Here is an 18025-nt window from a genome sequence, read left to right on the forward strand (position 1 = left end):
GCCAGGAAATAATCGTTAAGGCGGTGGGGAAATATCGTAAGTTTTTGCACCGATAACCAGTGCAGAAAATATAATCACCGAGACAACAAATATTTCAAAGGCTTTATTGCTACGAACTTTTAGAAAGGTGTTTTGGAATGATACAGATGACATAGGATAGTAACTACTCGGTGAAAGTGGGTGGATAAAAGGAGATTTATCCACCCGACAGATTATTGAGCGCGGGCCTCTTTGGTCAGTTTAAAAATAACCGGGCTTAGTAATAACAAAGCGATCAGGTTAGGAACGGCCATCAAAGCGTTCAAGGTATCGGCCAGTAGCCAGATAAAATTAAGCTGTGCCATGGCCCCTAAAGGAATAGCTGCGACCCATAACACCCGGAAAGGCACTAATGCTCTGGTACCAAACAGGTAAACAGCGCAACGCTCGCCATAATAGCTCCAACCAAGAATGGTGGTAAAGGCAAAAAAGCATAAGCCTATTGATACCAGCACATCCCCTTTGGGAATCACTGAAGAAAAGGCTGCTGCGGTAAGCGACGCCCCACCCTCCCCCGTGGTCCACAGACCAGTGATCACGATGGCAAGGCCGGTGATACTACAAACAATTAAGGTATCAATAAAGGTACCCAGCATAGCGATGGTGCCTTGCTTAACGGGGTTATCGGTTTGTGCGGCGGCATGAGCAATAGGCGCACTTCCCAAACCGGCCTCATTGGAAAATACACCACGGGCTACACCAAATTGAATAGCCAGCATAATACCCGCACCCGCAAAACCACCTTGGGCGGCGGTACCGGTAAAGGCACTTTCAACAATCAAGGCAATCGCAGCAGGAATATCGGCAATATTTAAGGCTAGAATAATAATACCCAGAATAATATAACTGATCGCCATAATCGGTACTAAAAAGCCAGCGACTGAGGCAATACGTTTTACCCCCCCTAATAACACCAGACCAACCAAGACAACCATCACGATACTAGTAATAGTAGGCGATATGGAAAAGGTACTCTCCATCACATCGGCCACCGAATTGGCCTGTACCGTATTACCCATACCAAAACCGGCAATCGCTGCAAAAAAAGCAAAGGCGACAGCCAGCCATTTCCATTTTTCACCCAGACCATTTTTGATGTAGTACATCGGGCCACCGCAGTAATTACCCTCTTGATCCACTTCGCGGTAATGAACGGCACACACGGCTTCCGCATATTTGGTGGCCATACCCACCAGGGCGGTACACCACATCCAGAACAAGGCGCCGGGGCCACCGATGGTGATGGCCGTGGCAACTCCGGCAATATTACCGGTACCAATAGTGGCCGACAGTGACGTCATTAAGGCATTAAAGGGAGTAATCTGGCCGCGGTCTTGATCGTGACTATCTTCCGGGTGACGACCGCGAAACAATAGGCGGAAGGCATTGGCTATATTACGCAACGGATAAAGCTTAAGGCCAACCATCAGGTAAAAACCGGTGCCGAGAATCAGAATTAACATTAACGGGCCCCAAACAATACCGTTTAGGGTTTGTACTGTGCTGGTTAAAAATTCCATAGTGGCTCTCTGTTTTTATTGTTGGTTAAATTTAAGCTGCCCGCGCTGCGGGAATAAACCAAAAATACCGCCAGTATGAATAAAGACAATATCCTCGCTATCATCAAATAAACCCAGCTTAATTTGGTCAAGCATACCGTAAAAGGCTTTGCCAGTATAAACCGGATCAAGGATTAAGCCTTCGAGTGTGGCTACATGTTTAATCATTTCAAAGACCTCTTCCGAAGCCTGAGCGTAACCGGCCCCCACATAGCCATCAATAACATTGATCGCCAACTCTTCCGAGTTAAACGCCGTGTCGATATGGGCGGGATACCACTGCTGCCATTGACGAATATCCTCTGCAACTTTATCCAGGAAATATTGCTCATCATCACAGACATTAATCCCCCAAACCGTAGCACCCAACTGATAGAGCGCATTGCCTACGGTCAGGCCTCCCTGAGTGCCACCGGAACCGGTTGCCGAGATAATATGTCTGGGCTGAATCTGCTCACGGGCAAAGTCGGCTTTAAGCTCTTCACAGGCTGCGATATAGCCCCACAAACCAATCCCATCACTGGCACCTACGGGAATCACCATGGCCTTACTGCCCAAGCTGGCATAGTGATCAAGCCAGTGCTGGTAAATCTTATCTCCCCGTTGCTGGAATTCTGCATTGCTGTAAAAACTGATATCAGCTCCCACCAAACGGTCCAGTAATAAATTGCCATCGATCTCACTATGTTCACTGCCACGCAGTACCAAATGACAACGCAACCCCAGCTGGGCACAGAGCAAGGCGGTGGTTCGGCAGTGATTGGATTGCACACCGCCACAGGTGATCACGGTATCACAGCCATCTTCCAGAGCCTTGGCCAGACTAAATTCCAGCTTGCGGATTTTATTGCCACTGACCCCACTGCCCGTCATATCATCGCGCTTAACCCAAATACGAGGGCCGCCAATCTCTGCGGACAAGCGTGATAAAGGGAGTAAGGGCGTTGGCGTCTGTGCCAGTTTTAAACGGGGTGGATATGTCAATGTCATCAAGCAATCCTATCGGATATATGAACGATAACAGCAGTCTAGCGGAAGATGGGAGTGATTCAATACCGGCTCCCCTGAGGTTGCCGGTATTGGCTAGCCTTTAGATAGACTTTAAAGTGCCCTTGGGCAACACGGCATGGATAGAAGCCTTTTGGAATTTTAGCTCAACATTGTCAGCGACTTGCAGAGTAAGGTAGTTATCATCGAGCTTATTGATCTTGCCGAGGATACCACTGGTAGTAATCACTTCATCACCTTTGGCCAGATTGGTGACTAACTCCTGATGTTCTTTCTGGCGCTTACGCTGTGGACGGATAGCGATAAAGTAGAACATAACAAACAGGCCGACCATCAACACCAGCTGCATAATGCCTGCTTCCTGCGGGGCTTGTCCGGCGGCTTGGGCGTGGGCTGAAGAGATAAAATTCATGAGATAACCTTCTATATAATTGCTGACTAAAAACGCCGCGTACTTTAACTGGATTGGCTGCCAGTGGCAACCGGCCCATTAGCTAGGGTGGATTGTAATCCACCCTGCAGGTTAGTAGGCGATATCGTATTCCATAATAAACGGAGCATGATCAGAGAAACGCTCATCTTTATAAATCGATGCGGACTGAATACTCTCCACCAGCCCCGGTGTCACCACATGGTAATCCAAACGCCACCCGGTATTATTGGCCCAAGCCTGACCTCGGTTTGACCACCAGGTATATTGATCTTCCTCCTGGTTTATCTCACGGAAGGCATCCACATAGCCCACATCGTCAAATAGCGACGTTAGCCATTCCCTCTCATGGGGCAAGAAACCAGAGTTTTTACGATTGCCGCGCCAGTTCTTCAGGTCGATTTCTTTATGGCAAATATTCCAGTCGGCACAAAAGATAAACTCCCTGCGCTTGCGACGCATGGCTTTAAAGTGCTCCATAATATGCTCCATAAACACTTCTTTACGGGCCTGGGCTTCATCACCACTGGAACCTGAAGGTAAATAGATAGAGGCCACGCTAACACCGTCAAAATCCGCCTGAATATAGCGCCCCTGCGTATCCGCCACGTCCAAGCCCAATCCACGAGTGACCTTTTTGGGTTTTTGCTTACAGTAGAGAGCGGTACCGCTATAGCCTTTCTTTTCCGCATCAAAGTAATAACAGTGGTAACCCTCGGGGTGAAACATCGGGTCCGTTAGCTGGTCAATTTGAGCTTTGGTTTCCTGAATACAGACGACATCAGCCTCTTGCTTTTTGAGCCAATCAAAAAATCCTTTGCGAGCTGCAGCTCTAATACCATTGGTATTAACAGTGATTACTTTCATGATATAGGGTCCAGAGAAAATAGGGTCCAGAGAAAAGTCCAGGGATAAAATTCAGCGCGCATAGTACAGGCTTATGACTCGCTTGGCACGGGCCGCTCTATCACCATAAAGGAAACACCGGCCTTGGCTACTAAGTCGCTATCACTAAAGACCTCAACATCGGCACGGATCAGGCGCCGCCCCTGATGAATAACCTCACCTTTTGCCGTGAGCAAGCCCGCAGCGGTTGATTTCAGGCAGGTCAGGTTAAAATCAGTGGTAACGGCCATTTTATCGCGGGCCATCACGCTAAAGACGGCGGCACCCGCAGCACCATCGGCCAGAGTGGCTATTAAACCGCCATGGGCCATACCGCCACTATTTAATAATTCAGGTAGCAGAGTGACTGCCACCTCGGCCTTACCACCCTGCATCGACACAATATCAATACCAAGGTGCACCATAAAAGGGCTTATTAGCTGCCTTTCATCTGCCATATTTATAATCCCCTTTTACCTTATTTATCACTAGCTTAGATTAATGCCTTGCATATCAATGGTTTAGTAATACGCACTTGATTAAAAAATAACTTCCTTAGGTGTGGACATTAGATTAATCCGTCTATAAGGTGTAGCCGTATACGTAGAAATACGTATAAGTACGTATACTGACATAACAGAATTTATTTAGCCTGTTAACCAACAACCAGAGTAGTGCATTATGAATTCAATCCCTAAAATAGATGCCGCCTTAAAGCTCTCTAATAACCTCAGCCGACTGCTAGTGGATTTAGCTAAAGACTTTGAGCATCGGTCACTGAAAAAATGTCATGAGCGTGGTCACACCAAGATTCGCCGCTCCCATTCCTCACTGTTTTCCAACTTGGGTTTTGAAGCCGTCCGGCTGACCGAACTGGCAGACAGAGCCGGTATTACCCAGCAAGCTATGGGTAAACTGGTGAAAGAAATGGAACGGGTTGGCTATGTAAAACGCCATGTCGATGAAAGCGATAAACGCGCCAAAATTATTGAATTGACTGAACTGGGGGTCACCCTGGTAAACGACAGTATGGAAATTGTTGATGAAGTCATCGCTGAATATACTTCCGCGATGGGTCATGAAGGTATTTTGGATCTGGAAGGTGTGTTGCGTAAATCGGTCACCTCACTGGGTATCAGTAATCTGCCTGACAACTGGCAAGGCCTCAAAGACCAGCAGATCAACGTCGCTTAGTTCACCATCACTAAGCCAGCTGTTTCACTTTAGCCATTAATGTTGGCCGGGAGCGGCCTTGGTGGCATAGGTCTGTCCTCATAAGGGGTCGCTGGGTCCAGAGAGTTTTGCTGGCCTTTAGGCGGTAATCGCCCAGCCCCCCAGCCTTGAGAATGGCTGTAGTAAAGCTTGATAATATGCTCTTCAGGCATCATTAGTGCTTTGGCTAAAGGATGCGTCATACAGCTATCACGCCAGCGCTTAACACGGGCATAAGCTTGCTCGTCCGGCAGTTCAAAGTGCCGGTAATAAGCCACTGCGGCATAACGAGAAAAGAACGGCAGATAGCTTAAGTCCGCCATGCCAAAGTCCCCCTCCCCGCTGCCAAAAGCCACATCGCCGTCCGGATTATGCTCAAGTAAAAATGCATTTAACCAGCGCCAATCTTTCAGGCAGGCTGCCATCAGAGACTCTGTTTTTTCCTGATCTTGATTCATCAGTAACGCAAAAAGATTGGCAATAAATGGCTTGCTGCAATAATCGATTAAGATCCTGCAAAAAGCTTTGTCGACAGGGTGTACTGGAAAGGCTGCCGGGCTTGGAAAAATATCTTCCAGATACTCATTAATAATGGCGGACTCGTAGATAGCTTTGCCCTGATGGATCAATACCGGGACTTTACCCAAAGGGTTTAGCGTTAAAAACCAGTCGGGCGCCGGATTAAAATCTTTGACGCTGGTGTACTGGTAGCTTACCCCTTTTAATTCAAGCAACAGACGGCTGCGTTCAACAAAGGGGCAATCAAAACCATATAACTGGATATCACTGGCCATAGTTTACTGGCTTAATCACTTAACTGTGATGGTGATTTTTTCAGAGACGACGGGTGGATTATGCGGAATATGGTTTTTATCACCGAGAATAATTTGCAAGGTATGTACGCCGCTACTTAACTCAACAGACGTTTCCGTCTGGCCACCACCAAAGTGAGTCACCTCACCTCCCATGGGTTTATCCATCGCCGGCAGCATTTTACCGTCTACTAATAAATGATGGTGACCGGTATTGGCTTTATCGGTGCCCGCCGGGGCTACACCCATCCCTTTTAAACCAAAGACGATATCTACAGGGCTGTTGACCACCGCACCGTCTACAGGAGAGACAATATAGACCTGCGCACCTTCCGGTGAACTTGAACGCGGCAATTCTGATGCTGACAATGCGCCAGCAAAAAAAACGCTCAACCATAAGGAACGGATTAATAGTATTTTCATGGTAGTTTCTCCCAAATCATTGTTGTTGTTATAGCAATTATTGCAGTGCAGCGGTTAATGTTTTGGCCAGCGATGCCAGCTCATCTGGATCACCCGCCTGCTTTGAATGGATACCGATATCCTTACCTTCAAACTGCGGAATCAAATGCATATGATAATGAAAAACGGTTTGCCCTGCGCAGGCTTTATTAAATTGGTAAACCCCTAAGCCATCAGGTTTAATCACTTGCTCCAGGGCTTTGCTTATCCGGACTGAATTGCTGGCCACTTGAGCCAGAGCCTCGGGTGAGGCTTCAAAAATATCACTGAAGTGTTCTTTGGTGATAATCAATAAATGCCCCGCCGTAGCGGGAAATATATCCAGGAAGGTATAGGTCAATGTATCTTCATGGATTTTATAAGCCGGTGCATTACCTTTGACAATTTGGCAAAAAATACAATCGTCGAGTTGATGCATGAATCTCTCCCTTAAGTTGGAAAGCACATACTAGCGAGTTCTCTGGGAAGGACAACACTTAATAACAGGCAGGGACTAAAAAGTCGGGGCCAACCACCACCCCGCAGCCAAAGCGGCAAATACTACACAGGCCAGCACTATCAGGCGGCCTTTGCTCTTGTCGCCGTCTGATGACACGGTTGCGGGCTCAGCTGCGGGCTCGGCTATATCAATCTCAACAGAAAGGTCGCCCTGTTTTCGGCTCTGTTCTTCCGCCCGCTGTAACGCCACGTCCATATCAATGGCAGGACGAATCATGGTTTTATTCATTTGCTCGTCGCTTAAGCTGGGAGCTTCTTCCTCCACCTCTTCTTCAGGGCCAAGCACAGTAAAAGCCAGTTTGGCAAAAGCCACTTTATCACCGGCCTTTAAGCTGGCCTGCTCAACACGATTGCCATTAACATAGCAGCCATTAGCGGCGCCTAAATCCGCCACCATCAACTGCCCGTCCTCAAGGTACAGGGCGGCATGCTCACGGGATAATAATTTATAAGGGATAGAAAACTCGCAATCTTTCGAACGCCCAATGACACAGCGGCCATTAATGGCAAAGTCCCGGCTTTTCAATTTGTCGTGCTCGGCCAGCAGCGACCAACCTGAAACCTCTTGCTGCTGAGGCTCTACTCTATCTGTCGGGCTTAATTGAGCATCCTGCATCTGCTTGGGATCAATAATCAGCAACCGTTCCTTGCCGATTCTTAATTCGTCATTGGCGGCCAACTGATACTCACCATCAACGGGCAATTCATTCACATAACAACTGCCCGCCTGACTTTTTAAAATCAGGTGGTCGCTGGCAATCAGGATTTGTGCATGGAAGTCATCAATACCCAGGCCATCCAGCACCAAGTCGTTAGTTTTGTCACCGCCAAGACAGATTTTCTCCCCCACCAGCCAAATACTGCGGTTGGGGTTTTCCTTAAACTGTAATTTGAACATGGCTAAATGGAGACTCCTGGCATCTCTGTAGAGCGTTTTTTATTCCTAATCGCTATTAACACACTGAAAACCTATTTCTTTAAGTAGTATATAGCGCTATATCCGGACTCAGGGAGGGCATTAATGCCAAACTGCTAACCCTTTCACATAATCCTTGAAGCAGTTCACCCGACTGTTAACAATTATGTACTAAGCTATTTAAAAATAGACGTTTTTTCCGTTTTTATACAATTCTGACAGGCCGATGACTCAATTAACTGACATGTTTTCATACTCTTTTCCTTTATTGAAGGCGAAAACACCCTGCCAGATCGGCCCACTATCAGCTCAGCCACGGCTTATTGGGGCTTAAGCATGGCGATTCCAGGGTATCGCATACTGCGAAAAATTCGCCAAGGTGGCATGTCGACGGTGTATTTGGCCATCCAGCAGAGCGTCGATCGCGAAGTGGCGATCAAGGTCATGTCCCCCAGCCTGAGTAGTGACCCCAGTTTTGGCAGCCGCTTTTATCGGGAGGCCAAAATTGTTGGCCAACTGTCCCATCACAATATCGTCTCTATCTACGATGTCGGCAACCATAAACACTATAACTATATTGCGATGGATTACCTGCCAGGAGCTCCATTGCAAGACCGCCTGGATGAAGGCGTTAGTACTGAAGAGGCGATCAAAGTTGTTCGAGAAATGGCCTCTGCCCTGCACTATGCCCATGAAGCTGGTTATATCCACCGGGATATCAAGCCGGACAATATTCTATTTCGTCAGGATGGCTCTGCGGTGCTCTGTGACTTTGGTATTGCCAAGGCCTTAAAGGGCAATGTCAAAATGACGAACTTTGGCGCAGTACTTGGCACCCCCAATTATATGAGCCCGGAACAAGCCCAGGGTAAAGAATTGGATGGCCGGGCGGATATTTATAGCCTGGGCGTGGTCTTTTATGAAATGCTAACCGGCCAGGTACCTTTTAACGGTGACGACCCTGTTGCGGTTGCCGTTAAACATATGACCTCCCCTATTCCTAAACTGCCGTCGGATAAAAAAGCCTTCCAGCCCATTATTGAAAAAATGATGGATAAAAAAGCCAACGCCCGATACCAAACGGGACAAGAAGTAATGACCGCTTTAGATGAACTTGAGCAGAGCATTCAAAGTCGCGGCGCTGACCATTTGACCCAAACTGGCTCAACGACGATGCAGGTTGTCGGTATAGCCAGCGCGCTGGTTGGCACCCTGATTACCACCATTAGCTTATCGATTAAGCGGCTCATGCTGACCAATATTAAATTTTCCAATACGCCCGTGCAGCTAAGCCGCAAGCAAATGGAAGATCTCGATACCTTTATCCTCGATAACGGCGACGGTGACTTACCGGAAGAGCTGGGTGATATGCCCTTGATTCAAGATACTATTGAGCAGCCTGCTATCCGCCCCCGCACCCACTGGATTTACTGGGTAGTGGCTGTGGTCAGTTTGGGACTGATTGCTTTTATTTATTTAGATGAGCAACATCCGGACACATTACGCGAAGCTTATATTAAGGCCAATCACCAACAGATTACTCCTTCATCCTCAATCGAAGACACGATAGAAAACACCGATGACTCTCTGGAAAAAACTATAGAAGCCGCACCAACAGCCACAACAGTAACTGAAGAACCAGAGGTCTTGGCAGCAAAGCCCAAAGAAATCATTAACTACGCCTTAACTATTAAGACCACGCCCAGCGATGCCACTATTCGTCTGCTGAATATTAAACCTGCTTATAAAGCCGGTATAAAATTGCCACCGGGCGCTTATCATATTCAGGTAAGCGCGGAAGATTATTTTCCAAAAAAAATCTGGCTGCGTATTAACAATAAAAATATTAGTCGTCAGGTTAAGCTAAAACCGACACGCCGATTATTAACAGCGGGAACAGTGATTAACGATAAACTTAGCGATGGCAGCGAGGGACCTAACATGGTTGTTCTGCCGCGACTAAATCAGGCCATTGCCATCAGTCAACAGGAAGTCACCTTTCAACAGTACGACCTATTTGCCAGCCAAACCCAGCGCAGTCTGCCTAAAGATTATGACTGGGGCCGAGATCAGCGCCCGGTTGTGGGTATAAATTATAACGACGCCCAAGCCTATGCCCAATGGCTTAGCGAACAAACCGGGCAGCACTACCGTCTGCCCACCAAAGAAGAATGGCAGCGTGCCGCGGCAGGGGGTAAGGACACAACTTACTGGTGGGGCGATAAAGCACAGAGCAAAATGGCCAATTGTAAGCGAGGCTGTAAAAGCCAATACAGCAAACTATTTAGCACTCAGACAGCGCCTGTGGCCAGCTATGCTGCCAACCCCTATGGTGTCTATGATACTGCGGGCAATGTGGCCGAGTGGCTAAATGGCTGTGTTGAATGGCAAGATGCTGAGGGCAGCCTGTGTAAAAGTGCGCTAGTCGCTGGCGGCTCCCATCAAGACACTATCAAACTGTTAGTCAGCACTTCTACTAAAACAACCGCTGCTGGGCAAGGCAGTAAAACGGTGGGGCTAAGACTGCTGTTGGAATTGTAGCTTCCCAATATTCAATATTTGAAGTAGAGTTACCTAATTATTGGATATACAGAAAAGAATACGGACTTATGCTGCGCAGGCTTCAACTTACAGCCTGGATAGTGACCTTTATGGCATCCTATTCACCGGCTTTATACGCTACCGAAACGATGATTCTGGGTGGCGGCATCAATGTTTATAGCCCCCCTTATCGCTGGTTTGATAAATGCGACGGCCATTTAACCGGCTCGGTAGCCCACTTGATAGACAAAGTGCTAACGCAGCTTGAGATCGACTATCAATACACCCCATCCGCTCCCTTCAAGCCGGAAATTCTGGCCCAGTTCGACCAGCAGATGTTAGCTGGGAATATTGATGGCAGAGCCACTAACGATATCAAGCCTATCCCCGGGATTATCTACTCAAAAGCGCCTATCTCCAGCATAAAGATCTCAGCCTTCTATTCTACTCAAACGCATACAATTTCAACGATGGATGAGTTAAAAAACTTAAAGGGGTCAGCCCTCTCTCTGTCCCTGAAAAAAAGCCGTTTTAGTCCCGTGCAAAATTTTCTGCAACGGAACGAACTGCCCTTTGAACTGATTAGCACTCAGGAAGAGGCGATCAAGGCGATACAGTCCGGAAAAATTGATTATGTGATGGCCTTAAGGTACAGCGAATTATTACTCAGTAAAAAATATTTTAAACGCTATGATATTGAAGAACCGGTACAAAATTTTTATTTTGCCATGAGTACCAACTCCCCCTTTGCTGATCGCATGGAGGAAATCGACAGGGAGATGCAATTAGCTAATACATCCGGGCTGGTAGATTTTTTGGAGCAGAGATATTTATTGCAGTGGTTTGCCGAAAATGACCGGGATTGCACGGAGTCAACGGCTAAAACCACAGAGTCCATTAAATTAAGCCGGCAATAAAAAAGCCAATCAGATTAATGATTGGCTTTTTATATCAGTAGCTTTGGCTATAGCAACTCACCCAACTCAGCTAATACATCATCATGGTGAGTTTTGGTTTTAAACTTATCCATCACCTTTAATAAACGTCCATCCTTACCAATGATAAAGGTGGTGCGAATTAGGCCCATAAACTCTCTACCCATAAATTTCTTCATACCCCAGCAACCGTATTTATCGGCGATGGCATGATCTTCATCGGATAAGAGAGTGAAATTCAGTTCTTTCTTTTCAATAAAGCCCTGTAGTTTTTTAACCGGGTCGGGGCTTACGCCTAATACAACGGTATCCAACTTCGCAAAGGCTTTTTTGCTATCGCGAATACCGCAAGCCTGAGTAATACAGCCAGGTGTCATGGCTTTAGGGTAGAAATATAAAACGACATTCTTTTTGCCTTTAAAGTCTTTTAGGCTGACTTTATTACCGTCTTGATCTTGCAGTGAAAAGGCGGGGGCCATATTACCGATTTTTGGATGTGCCACGGGACTAACTCCTCTTTAATAATAGAATTAAATGCTTACGCTGCTTAACTATTCTGGATCACTTTCTATTTCAGTATCTGCTTCCAGTTCTAGCAAGTTAACCGAATCAGGTAGAGATTTTTTTACCTTGGCGCCCAGCTTTTCCAGCCGTTGGGTACTGCCTACCAAATTGCCCTTGCCTGTTTTTAATTTATTCATAGCACTTTGATGCGCCTGCCCTGCGCGCTCAAGGTGGTCTTGTATTTTATCGAGATCTGTAATAAAACCGGCAAATTTATCATGCATGGCACCCGCCTGACGGGCAATTTCTTCAGCATTTTTATTTTGCCGCTCATAGCGCCAGATACTTTGTATAGTTCTTAAGGTTGCTAATAAGGTGGTGGGCCCTACCACGATAATATTTTTTTCATAGGCTTCTTTAAACATCGCCTGATCATGCTCAAACGCGGCCATAAAAGCGGATTCTATCGGAATAAAAATCAATACAAAATCCAGTGTTCTTAAACCTTCAAGCCCCTCGTAGTTTTTAATACTTAAGCCTTTGATATGCGCCCGGACAGAGGCGATATGGTCTTTTAGTGCCTGCTCCCGATCGCTGTGGTCTTCGCCATTGCAGTAGCGCTCGTAATGAACCAGCGAAACCTTGGAATCGATAATCAGGTCTTTATTCTCTGGCAAGCGCACAATCACATCCGGCTGCTGGGTGCGCCCTTCACCGGCCTTCAGGCTGACCTGGGTTTCATATTCCCTGCCCTTATGCAGCCCAGATTCTTCCAGTACGCGCTCAAGAATCACCTCACCCCAGTTTCCCTGGGCTTTATTATCACCTTTAAGGGCATTAGTCAGGTTAAGCGCATCGGCGCTCATTTGTTGGTTAAGCTGTTTTAACTGGCCTAATTCAGCGGATAGGGAGACCCGCTCTTTACTGTCTTTATCGTAAACATCTTCTACTTTCTGCTTAAAATCTTTTAGCTGCTCCCGCAGTGGGGTGAGCGCAGTATCTAAGGTAGATTTGCTATTTTTATTAAAGCGCTCGGTTTTCTCGTCAAAGATACGGTTGGCCAGCAGCTCAAATTCACGGCTTAGTTGCTGCCGGGTTTCTTCAAGGGTTTTGATTTTATCCTCGGCGGATTCACGCTGTTGCTGCAACTCTGTGCGCAAAGCCGCCATTTGTGCGCCCTGCTCCGAGAGTTGCTGCTGCGATGCTGCCAGCGCATGGTCCCGGCTACTGAGTTCAGCCTCAGCTTTACCCAGCTGTTCTGCTTTAGCTTCAGCCTGACTTTCCAGCACTAATAGCTGGGTTTTAAGTTCCGCGGCTTGCTGCTGGCCTTGCTGTTGCTCCTGCTGGTGCTGCTGCAATAATTCAGCCTGACGGCTTTTGCCCAGCAAGGCCATAACCAGAGCGCCAAGTCCGATACCGGCAATGGCGATAAACACTATAACTAATGGTGACGTGAGTTCCACGTAGTATCCTATTGGTAGTTTTTTATCCTGAAGCGCTATTGTAGGCTGCTTGGCTGCCAGCACCAACACTCTGTTAATATTTCTTTTCGCCTCGGCTACATATCGGTAAACTAGGCCTTACTATCAAGCCAATATCAACCACACTATGACCGATGATACCGCCCTGGAGCCTGTCGTATTAGATCAGGCCATTGCCGATAAAACCCGCGAGCTATGCCAGCAGGGTTATACGCTATTTGATAGCGGCGATATTAAAGGCGCTATCCGCAGTTTTTACTCAGCCTGGACTTTAATCCCCAAACCACAAACCCAATGGCAGGAAGCTGGCTGGGTACTAACCGCTTTAGGTGATGCTTATTTTACCAAAGGCGATTATGACAATGGCCGTGAGGCTCTGATGTCTGCCCTGCACTGCCCTAAAGCCATGGGCAACCCCATCATTCACCTGCGGCTGGGGCAATGCTTTTTTGAATTGGGCCAAACGGAAAAAGCTGCCCAGCAGTTTGATCTGGTCAGAAATCACGGTGGCGAGGATTTAATCGCCAAACAAGACCCCAAATACTTTAATTAGCACCCGACTCCCAAGCCCACCATCATCTGCTACTATAGTGAGCTAACGCATTATGTCTATCGGAGTCCGTTAATGTTTATTGAAGTCAAAAAGAGCCCACAGGTTTACGTCCAGCACAAGGATATGGATATACAATACCTTGCCCCTGTGACCAGTAATTTTCGGATTAACCTGGGTCTGATTGCCGAGGTTTCGACCTATACGATCAAAGAGAATAAAGCCAAGAAGACCCTTGACGGATTGGACTTTGAAGTACCGATCAATACCAAGGTGATTCATCTGGAGATGAGTTATACCCACTCTACCCATAAAGCGGCAAAGGGTACGCCGAATGAACATACGGTCAATGAGCGCTATTTTTATAAATTGGTGTTTTTGCCGGAAGCCCAGGATGAGTTTTTAAGAATCCGTAATATTCTGGACCGTCAGACCCTGGCTTAATCGTTTTAGGAGCCTTCCAATCAGGAGGGCTCTAACTCTTCTCTTTATGCCAGACAGGCTCGGTATTGGATACCCTGACTGGATAAACCCCTTGCTTTCTATCTTCAAAAAACTCTCTCAGAGTATCTGCCACCACAGGAAAGGCAATTTCATCCCATGGAATATCGGCTTCATCAAATAGCGCAACATCCAGGCTCTCAGGCCCAGCTGAGAAGTTCAGGTCGGCCAAATCGGCCCGGTAAAACATATAGACCTGGTTGATATAAGGCAGGTCAAATAAACGGTAGAGATTTTCATTGCCAAGATTGGCGCGGGCCTCTTCCCAGCTTTCCCTGACTGCACCTTCAAGAGTGGTTTCGCCATTTTCCATAAACCCTGCGGGCAAGGTCCAGAAACCTTTACGGGGTTCTATAGCGCGGCGGCAGAGTAAGACCTGTTCACCATAGACCGGTAATGTGCCGACAATAATACGTGGGTTTTGATAATGAATAGTATCGCAGCTAGTACAGACATAGCGCAGCCGATCTTCCCCTTCGGGAATTTTTTTGCTGACGGTCTGCCCGCATTCACTGCAATATTTCATTGAATCCCTTAGCGTAATTCGCGGTATTGACCGGCATTAAACAACAGAGGTTGTTTATTGGGGTTATTTTCCATATCAGTCACTTCACCGACTAAAATAACATGGTCGCCACCGGGGTAACGGGCCCAGACATTACATTCAAAGGTGGTAACTACGCCGCGGACTACGGGAGAACCCGACTTACCAATACGGTAGTGCTCAGGGGCCAATACATGGTCACCCTTCTTAGCGTAGAGATTTGATAGATCAGACTGGTCAGCCGCCAGAATATTGATGGCAAATTTATCGGCCTTTTCAAACGCTGGCAGACATTCAGAATTATTCTGCAAGCTCCAAAGTACCAGTGCCGGATCCAATGACACTGAGGCAAAAGAATTTACAGTCATACCAAAAGGCTCATAGCCTTCAGGGTTGGCTGTGATCACACAGACACCGGTGGCAAATGTTCCCAGGGCATTGCGAAACTCGCGGCTATCAAGACTCATAGAATTACCTTGTATGTTGTAGTATCAGTTGTTATTTATTGTAGAAAGGTACAAGCGGCGCATTATACACTTGAACCGCTTAAAATGAATGATCATTGACTTTCCGAGGGCTATTTATAACCCAGCATGGGAAGATCAAGTACCTGTAGGGTGGATTATAATCCACCGCTTTTAGCGCCAGACTGGTGGTGGATTATAATCCACCCTACTCGCGCCAGCGGTCTGCGGCGCAGTGATCGGAATCCCGGGCATCCACCCAGCGCTCACCATCCGGGGTCAGTTCTTTTTTCCAGAATGGAGCCCGGGTTTTCAGGTAATCCATAATAAACTCACAGGCCGCAAAGGCTTCGCCACGGTGCTGACTGCTGACCGCCACCAATACAATCTGGTCCCCGGGCGCTAACTTGCCAATGCGGTGAATCACCCTGCCACCCAATAGCTGCCAGCGTTCAGTGGCCTGGGCCATAATATCGCTGATACTCTTTTCCGTCATACCCGGGTAATGTTCCAACTCCAGAGTGGCGACTTTTTGATCGTCGTTTATATCCCTGACCACCCCAACAAAATTGGCAATGGCACCCACCTCGTGGCTCTGCTGGCGTAGCAAAGCCAGTTCGGCACTGACATCAAAGTCTTGCTGTTGCACACTGACTGAGAAATTTGCGCTCATCCTAGCCACCGGTTACCGGAGGAAAAAAAGCAATTTCATCCCCTTCAGTTAAGCTATGGTTATCGTCAACAACGTCCTGATTAACCGCCTTGATAACATTGTCTGCCATAAGAATATTGGACCAATCCGGGTTATGACTGTCGACGAGATGCTGCTTAAACTGGCTTAGGGAAATTGGCTGATAAGGCAATGCCATCGACAGGCGGTCAACCCCTAGCTGCTCACGAATACGGGCAAAAAATAATACAGTGACCATCGCTTTATTCAGCCTCACTCACAGATTGCGCTTGCCAGTGGCCAGACTTGCCGCCACTTTTTTCCAGCAGCCGAATATCACCAATGGCCATACCTTTATCGACCGCTTTACACATATCATAAATTGTCAGAGCAGCGACTGAAGCGGCGGTTAAGGCTTCCATTTCTACGCCGGTTTGACCAGCCAGCTTACAAGTAGCACGAATAAGCACTCGGTTATTGGCTTTATCGGCTTCCAGATCCAGCTTAATAGAGGTCAGCATTAAGGGATGGCATAACGGGATAAGGTCAGAGCATTTTTTAGCTGCTTGCACCCCTGCCAATCTTGCCACGGCAAAGACATCGCCTTTTTTATGGCCGCCATCAATAATCAGCTGCAGGGTTTCTGGCAGCATGGTAATGGTAGCTTCAGCGGTAGCTTCGCGCTGGGTCACCGACTTTTCAGTAACGTCGACCATTTCGGCCTGGCCGGATTTATTAATATGGGTGAGTTGTGACATGTATGCTCCTGATAATAAGGAATTTATACCTGTAGGGTGGATTAAAATCCACCTTTTAATGAAGAGGGGATGGTGGATTATAATCCACCCTACTGTGTTCGGTGACCCAGCAGGACACGAGGGTAGCCAGTACACAAGCCACTGCGGCAGCGACAAAGGTAATCTGGGGGCTGATCTCCCAGACCCAGCCACTTAAAACCGCCCCTACAGCACCCCCGGCACCAAAACTGAGGCCGCTGTACATTGCCATGCCCTGCCCTTCAAGGCCGCCGGTAAAAAAGCGACGAACCATTTCTACCGCAAAGGCATGGTAGCTGCCAAAGGTCGCTGCATGCATTAGCTGGGCGATAATAACAATCAGCCAATCATCGACATAAAAGCCCAGCAATAACCAGCGAATCACCGCCAGTATTAAGCTGGTAAACATAATCTGCCGCAGGCTAAACCGTTGCAGCAATTTATGCATCACGATAAAGACCACCACCTCAGCCAGAACTCCTAGCGACCACAGCAAACCGGTGACCGTGCGGCTGTAACCATGGTCTTCAAGGTAAACACTAAAGAAGGTGTAATAAGGGCCGTGGGAAACCTGCAATAGAAAACAGGCAATTAGAAAAGCAATAACGGCAGGTTGTTTAAGTACTGACTTTAAAGAGCGTCGCTCACTATCGCTGGTTTGTAATGGCTCTTTTTCATTAACTGTTAAGCTGCTTAGCCAAATACCCAATAATAAAAATACAATCACCCAGGGCAACCAGGAGATAGACAGATAATCAAAACTATAACCGAGCAGAGTTACGGCAATAATAAAACCAATCGAACCCCAGACTCTGATTTGGCTATAGCGCTGATAGCGCGTCCCTAAATGGGACAGGGTGACCACTTCAAACTGCGCCAGCACCGCATTCCAGAAAAAGCTGTAACCGGCAATAATAATGGCCATCCACCAGAAGCTATCAATATTCCAGAATAAACCCAAAAAGATCACTAATGCGATTAGCGAACCGGCACGGATAATTGACATGCGCCGGCCGGTTTTATCCGCTAACCAACCCCAGATATTGGGCGCGACAATTTTTGTGGCCATTAAAATACCGGCCAGATAACCTATATCGGCAGCATTAAAACCATTTTCTTGTAAATACAGCGGCCAGAACGGCATCCATGCGCCGACCAGCGCAAAGTAGAAAAAATAAAAACTGGAAAGGCGCCAGTAAGGGACTGACGCACTGCTGCTAAACATCGCGAGCGTTAGC

The 18025-nt window shown here is 47.3% G+C and carries 23 protein-coding genes; 5 read left to right on the forward strand and 18 right to left on the reverse strand.

Translation table 11 applies throughout. The features are described 5' to 3' along the window. Positions 1–15 precede the first annotated feature (15 nt). From BST96_RS21410 to BST96_RS19515, 6 genes are all read right to left on the reverse strand, one after another. A complete protein-coding gene (locus tag BST96_RS21410; protein ID WP_338043291.1) occupies positions 16–153 on the reverse strand; it encodes a hypothetical protein in 138 nt (45 codons plus the stop codon). A 59-nt stretch (positions 154–212) separates the two neighbouring features. Continuing rightward, positions 213–1559 carry an alanine/glycine:cation symporter family protein gene (locus BST96_RS19495; protein ID WP_085760291.1) on the reverse strand — a complete coding sequence of 449 codons (1347 nt, stop codon included), beginning with the start codon at positions 1557–1559 and terminating at the stop codon, positions 213–215. Between the two features lie 15 nt (positions 1560–1574). Then, positions 1575–2588 (reverse strand): D-cysteine desulfhydrase family protein, encoded by a 1014-nt coding sequence (locus tag BST96_RS19500; RefSeq protein WP_206045368.1) that lies wholly within the window; start codon positions 2586–2588, stop codon positions 1575–1577. Positions 2589–2688: 100 nt separating this feature from the next. Then, entirely contained in the window at positions 2689–3018 is a 330-nt protein-coding gene (gene yajC, locus BST96_RS19505) for a preprotein translocase subunit YajC (RefSeq protein ID WP_085760293.1), read from the reverse strand. 111 nt (positions 3019–3129) lie between these two features. Then, entirely contained in the window at positions 3130–3903 is a 774-nt protein-coding gene (locus tag BST96_RS19510) for an exodeoxyribonuclease III (RefSeq protein ID WP_085760294.1), read from the reverse strand. A gap of 71 nt (positions 3904–3974) precedes the next feature. Beyond that, positions 3975–4379: a PaaI family thioesterase gene (locus BST96_RS19515; RefSeq protein WP_085760295.1), complete on the reverse strand. Its 405-nt coding sequence runs from the start codon at positions 4377–4379 to the stop codon at positions 3975–3977. Between the two features lie 223 nt (positions 4380–4602). Between BST96_RS19515 and BST96_RS19520 the strand changes: the two genes are divergently transcribed. Then, positions 4603–5115, forward strand: coding sequence for a MarR family winged helix-turn-helix transcriptional regulator (locus tag BST96_RS19520; protein WP_085760296.1), 513 nt, complete (start codon positions 4603–4605; stop codon positions 5113–5115). Between the two features lie 29 nt (positions 5116–5144). On the opposite strand, the gene BST96_RS19525 is transcribed toward BST96_RS19520, so the two are convergent. From BST96_RS19525 to BST96_RS19540, 4 genes are all read right to left on the reverse strand, one after another. After that, a complete protein-coding gene (locus tag BST96_RS19525; RefSeq protein ID WP_085760297.1) occupies positions 5145–5927 on the reverse strand; it encodes a glutathione S-transferase family protein in 783 nt (260 codons plus the stop codon). Positions 5928–5942: 15 nt separating this feature from the next. Continuing rightward, complete coding sequence (locus BST96_RS19530; protein WP_085760298.1) at positions 5943–6368, reverse strand: DUF4399 domain-containing protein; 426 nt, start codon at positions 6366–6368, stop codon at positions 5943–5945. Between the two features lie 37 nt (positions 6369–6405). Further along, positions 6406–6825: an HIT family protein gene (locus tag BST96_RS19535; RefSeq protein WP_085760299.1), complete on the reverse strand. Its 420-nt coding sequence runs from the start codon at positions 6823–6825 to the stop codon at positions 6406–6408. 75 nt (positions 6826–6900) lie between these two features. After that, positions 6901–7803 (reverse strand): FHA domain-containing protein, encoded by a 903-nt coding sequence (locus tag BST96_RS19540; RefSeq protein WP_085760300.1) that lies wholly within the window; start codon positions 7801–7803, stop codon positions 6901–6903. Between the two features lie 354 nt (positions 7804–8157). Here BST96_RS19540 and BST96_RS19545 point away from each other — a divergent pair, with 354 nt between their 5' ends. Together BST96_RS19545 and BST96_RS19550 are read left to right on the forward strand one after the other, a co-directional pair. Next, a complete protein-coding gene (locus BST96_RS19545; RefSeq protein WP_085760301.1) occupies positions 8158–10362 on the forward strand; it encodes a bifunctional serine/threonine-protein kinase/formylglycine-generating enzyme family protein in 2205 nt (734 codons plus the stop codon). 110 nt (positions 10363–10472) lie between these two features. Further along, positions 10473–11279, forward strand: coding sequence for a type 2 periplasmic-binding domain-containing protein (locus tag BST96_RS19550; RefSeq protein WP_157118022.1), 807 nt, complete (start codon positions 10473–10475; stop codon positions 11277–11279). A gap of 47 nt (positions 11280–11326) precedes the next feature. Here BST96_RS19550 and bcp read toward each other — a convergent pair whose 3' ends face one another. Next, the gene (gene bcp / locus BST96_RS19555; protein ID WP_085760303.1) at positions 11327–11800 is read right to left on the reverse strand and encodes a thioredoxin-dependent thiol peroxidase; all 474 of its coding nucleotides are present in this window, start codon (positions 11798–11800) and stop codon (positions 11327–11329) included. 48 nt (positions 11801–11848) lie between these two features. Then, complete coding sequence (locus BST96_RS19560; RefSeq protein WP_240554854.1) at positions 11849–13264, reverse strand: DNA recombination protein RmuC; 1416 nt, start codon at positions 13262–13264, stop codon at positions 11849–11851. A 145-nt stretch (positions 13265–13409) separates the two neighbouring features. Between BST96_RS19560 and BST96_RS19565 the strand changes: the two genes are divergently transcribed. Next, the gene (locus BST96_RS19565; protein ID WP_085760304.1) at positions 13410–13835 is read left to right on the forward strand and encodes a tetratricopeptide repeat protein; all 426 of its coding nucleotides are present in this window, start codon (positions 13410–13412) and stop codon (positions 13833–13835) included. A gap of 72 nt (positions 13836–13907) precedes the next feature. Then, entirely contained in the window at positions 13908–14276 is a 369-nt protein-coding gene (locus tag BST96_RS19570) for a hypothetical protein (protein ID WP_085760305.1), read from the forward strand. Between the two features lie 31 nt (positions 14277–14307). On the opposite strand, the gene BST96_RS19575 is transcribed toward BST96_RS19570, so the two are convergent. The 6 genes from BST96_RS19575 to BST96_RS19600 all read right to left on the reverse strand — a co-directional run bounded on the left by BST96_RS19575 (position 14308) and on the right by BST96_RS19600 (position 18012). Then, positions 14308–14859, reverse strand: coding sequence for an NUDIX hydrolase (locus BST96_RS19575; protein WP_085760306.1), 552 nt, complete (start codon positions 14857–14859; stop codon positions 14308–14310). A gap of 8 nt (positions 14860–14867) precedes the next feature. Then, positions 14868–15344 carry a flavin reductase family protein gene (locus BST96_RS19580; protein ID WP_085760307.1) on the reverse strand — a complete coding sequence of 159 codons (477 nt, stop codon included), beginning with the start codon at positions 15342–15344 and terminating at the stop codon, positions 14868–14870. Between the two features lie 205 nt (positions 15345–15549). Beyond that, the gene (gene moaE, locus BST96_RS19585) at positions 15550–16014 is read right to left on the reverse strand and encodes a molybdopterin synthase catalytic subunit MoaE (RefSeq protein WP_085760308.1); all 465 of its coding nucleotides are present in this window, start codon (positions 16012–16014) and stop codon (positions 15550–15552) included. 1 nt (position 16015) lies between these two features. Further along, positions 16016–16270 carry a molybdopterin converting factor subunit 1 gene (gene moaD / locus BST96_RS19590; protein WP_085760309.1) on the reverse strand — a complete coding sequence of 85 codons (255 nt, stop codon included), beginning with the start codon at positions 16268–16270 and terminating at the stop codon, positions 16016–16018. Positions 16271–16274: 4 nt separating this feature from the next. Further along, positions 16275–16769: a cyclic pyranopterin monophosphate synthase MoaC gene (gene moaC, locus BST96_RS19595; RefSeq protein ID WP_085760310.1), complete on the reverse strand. Its 495-nt coding sequence runs from the start codon at positions 16767–16769 to the stop codon at positions 16275–16277. Positions 16770–16824: 55 nt separating this feature from the next. Then, positions 16825–18012: an MFS transporter gene (locus BST96_RS19600; RefSeq protein WP_085760311.1), complete on the reverse strand. Its 1188-nt coding sequence runs from the start codon at positions 18010–18012 to the stop codon at positions 16825–16827. Between the last annotated feature and the right edge of the window lie 13 nt (positions 18013–18025).

It is taken from the genome of Oceanicoccus sagamiensis (assembly GCF_002117105.1).
Classification (GTDB): domain Bacteria; phylum Pseudomonadota; class Gammaproteobacteria; order Pseudomonadales; family Dasaniaceae; genus Oceanicoccus; species Oceanicoccus sagamiensis.

What these genes read in the sequence shown, in the direction of transcription:
- BST96_RS21410 (WP_338043291.1), bottom strand. Translation starts at nt 153, where the DNA reads ATGTCATCTGTATCATTCCAAAACACCTTTCTAAAAGTTCGTAGCAAT.
- BST96_RS19495 (WP_085760291.1), bottom strand. Translation starts at nt 1,559, where the DNA reads ATGGAATTTTTAACCAGCACAGTACAAACCCTAAACGGTATTGTTTGG.
- BST96_RS19500 (WP_206045368.1), bottom strand. Translation starts at nt 2,588, where the DNA reads ATGACATTGACATATCCACCCCGTTTAAAACTGGCACAGACGCCAACG.
- yajC (WP_085760293.1), bottom strand. Translation starts at nt 3,018, where the DNA reads ATGAATTTTATCTCTTCAGCCCACGCCCAAGCCGCCGGACAAGCCCCG.
- BST96_RS19510 (WP_085760294.1), bottom strand. Translation starts at nt 3,903, where the DNA reads ATGAAAGTAATCACTGTTAATACCAATGGTATTAGAGCTGCAGCTCGC.
- BST96_RS19515 (WP_085760295.1), bottom strand. Translation starts at nt 4,379, where the DNA reads ATGGCAGATGAAAGGCAGCTAATAAGCCCTTTTATGGTGCACCTTGGT.
- BST96_RS19520 (WP_085760296.1), top strand. Translation starts at nt 4,603, where the DNA reads ATGAATTCAATCCCTAAAATAGATGCCGCCTTAAAGCTCTCTAATAAC.
- BST96_RS19525 (WP_085760297.1), bottom strand. Translation starts at nt 5,927, where the DNA reads ATGGCCAGTGATATCCAGTTATATGGTTTTGATTGCCCCTTTGTTGAA.
- BST96_RS19530 (WP_085760298.1), bottom strand. Translation starts at nt 6,368, where the DNA reads ATGAAAATACTATTAATCCGTTCCTTATGGTTGAGCGTTTTTTTTGCT.
- BST96_RS19535 (WP_085760299.1), bottom strand. Translation starts at nt 6,825, where the DNA reads ATGCATCAACTCGACGATTGTATTTTTTGCCAAATTGTCAAAGGTAAT.
- BST96_RS19540 (WP_085760300.1), bottom strand. Translation starts at nt 7,803, where the DNA reads ATGTTCAAATTACAGTTTAAGGAAAACCCCAACCGCAGTATTTGGCTG.
- BST96_RS19545 (WP_085760301.1), top strand. Translation starts at nt 8,158, where the DNA reads ATGGCGATTCCAGGGTATCGCATACTGCGAAAAATTCGCCAAGGTGGC.
- BST96_RS19550 (WP_157118022.1), top strand. Translation starts at nt 10,473, where the DNA reads ATGGCATCCTATTCACCGGCTTTATACGCTACCGAAACGATGATTCTG.
- BST96_RS19565 (WP_085760304.1), top strand. Translation starts at nt 13,410, where the DNA reads ATGACCGATGATACCGCCCTGGAGCCTGTCGTATTAGATCAGGCCATT.
- BST96_RS19570 (WP_085760305.1), top strand. Translation starts at nt 13,908, where the DNA reads ATGTTTATTGAAGTCAAAAAGAGCCCACAGGTTTACGTCCAGCACAAG.
- BST96_RS19575 (WP_085760306.1), bottom strand. Translation starts at nt 14,859, where the DNA reads ATGAAATATTGCAGTGAATGCGGGCAGACCGTCAGCAAAAAAATTCCC.
- BST96_RS19580 (WP_085760307.1), bottom strand. Translation starts at nt 15,344, where the DNA reads ATGAGTCTTGATAGCCGCGAGTTTCGCAATGCCCTGGGAACATTTGCC.
- moaE (WP_085760308.1), bottom strand. Translation starts at nt 16,014, where the DNA reads ATGAGCGCAAATTTCTCAGTCAGTGTGCAACAGCAAGACTTTGATGTC.
- moaD (WP_085760309.1), bottom strand. Translation starts at nt 16,270, where the DNA reads ATGGTCACTGTATTATTTTTTGCCCGTATTCGTGAGCAGCTAGGGGTT.
- moaC (WP_085760310.1), bottom strand. Translation starts at nt 16,769, where the DNA reads ATGTCACAACTCACCCATATTAATAAATCCGGCCAGGCCGAAATGGTC.
- BST96_RS19600 (WP_085760311.1), bottom strand. Translation starts at nt 18,012, where the DNA reads ATGTTTAGCAGCAGTGCGTCAGTCCCTTACTGGCGCCTTTCCAGTTTT.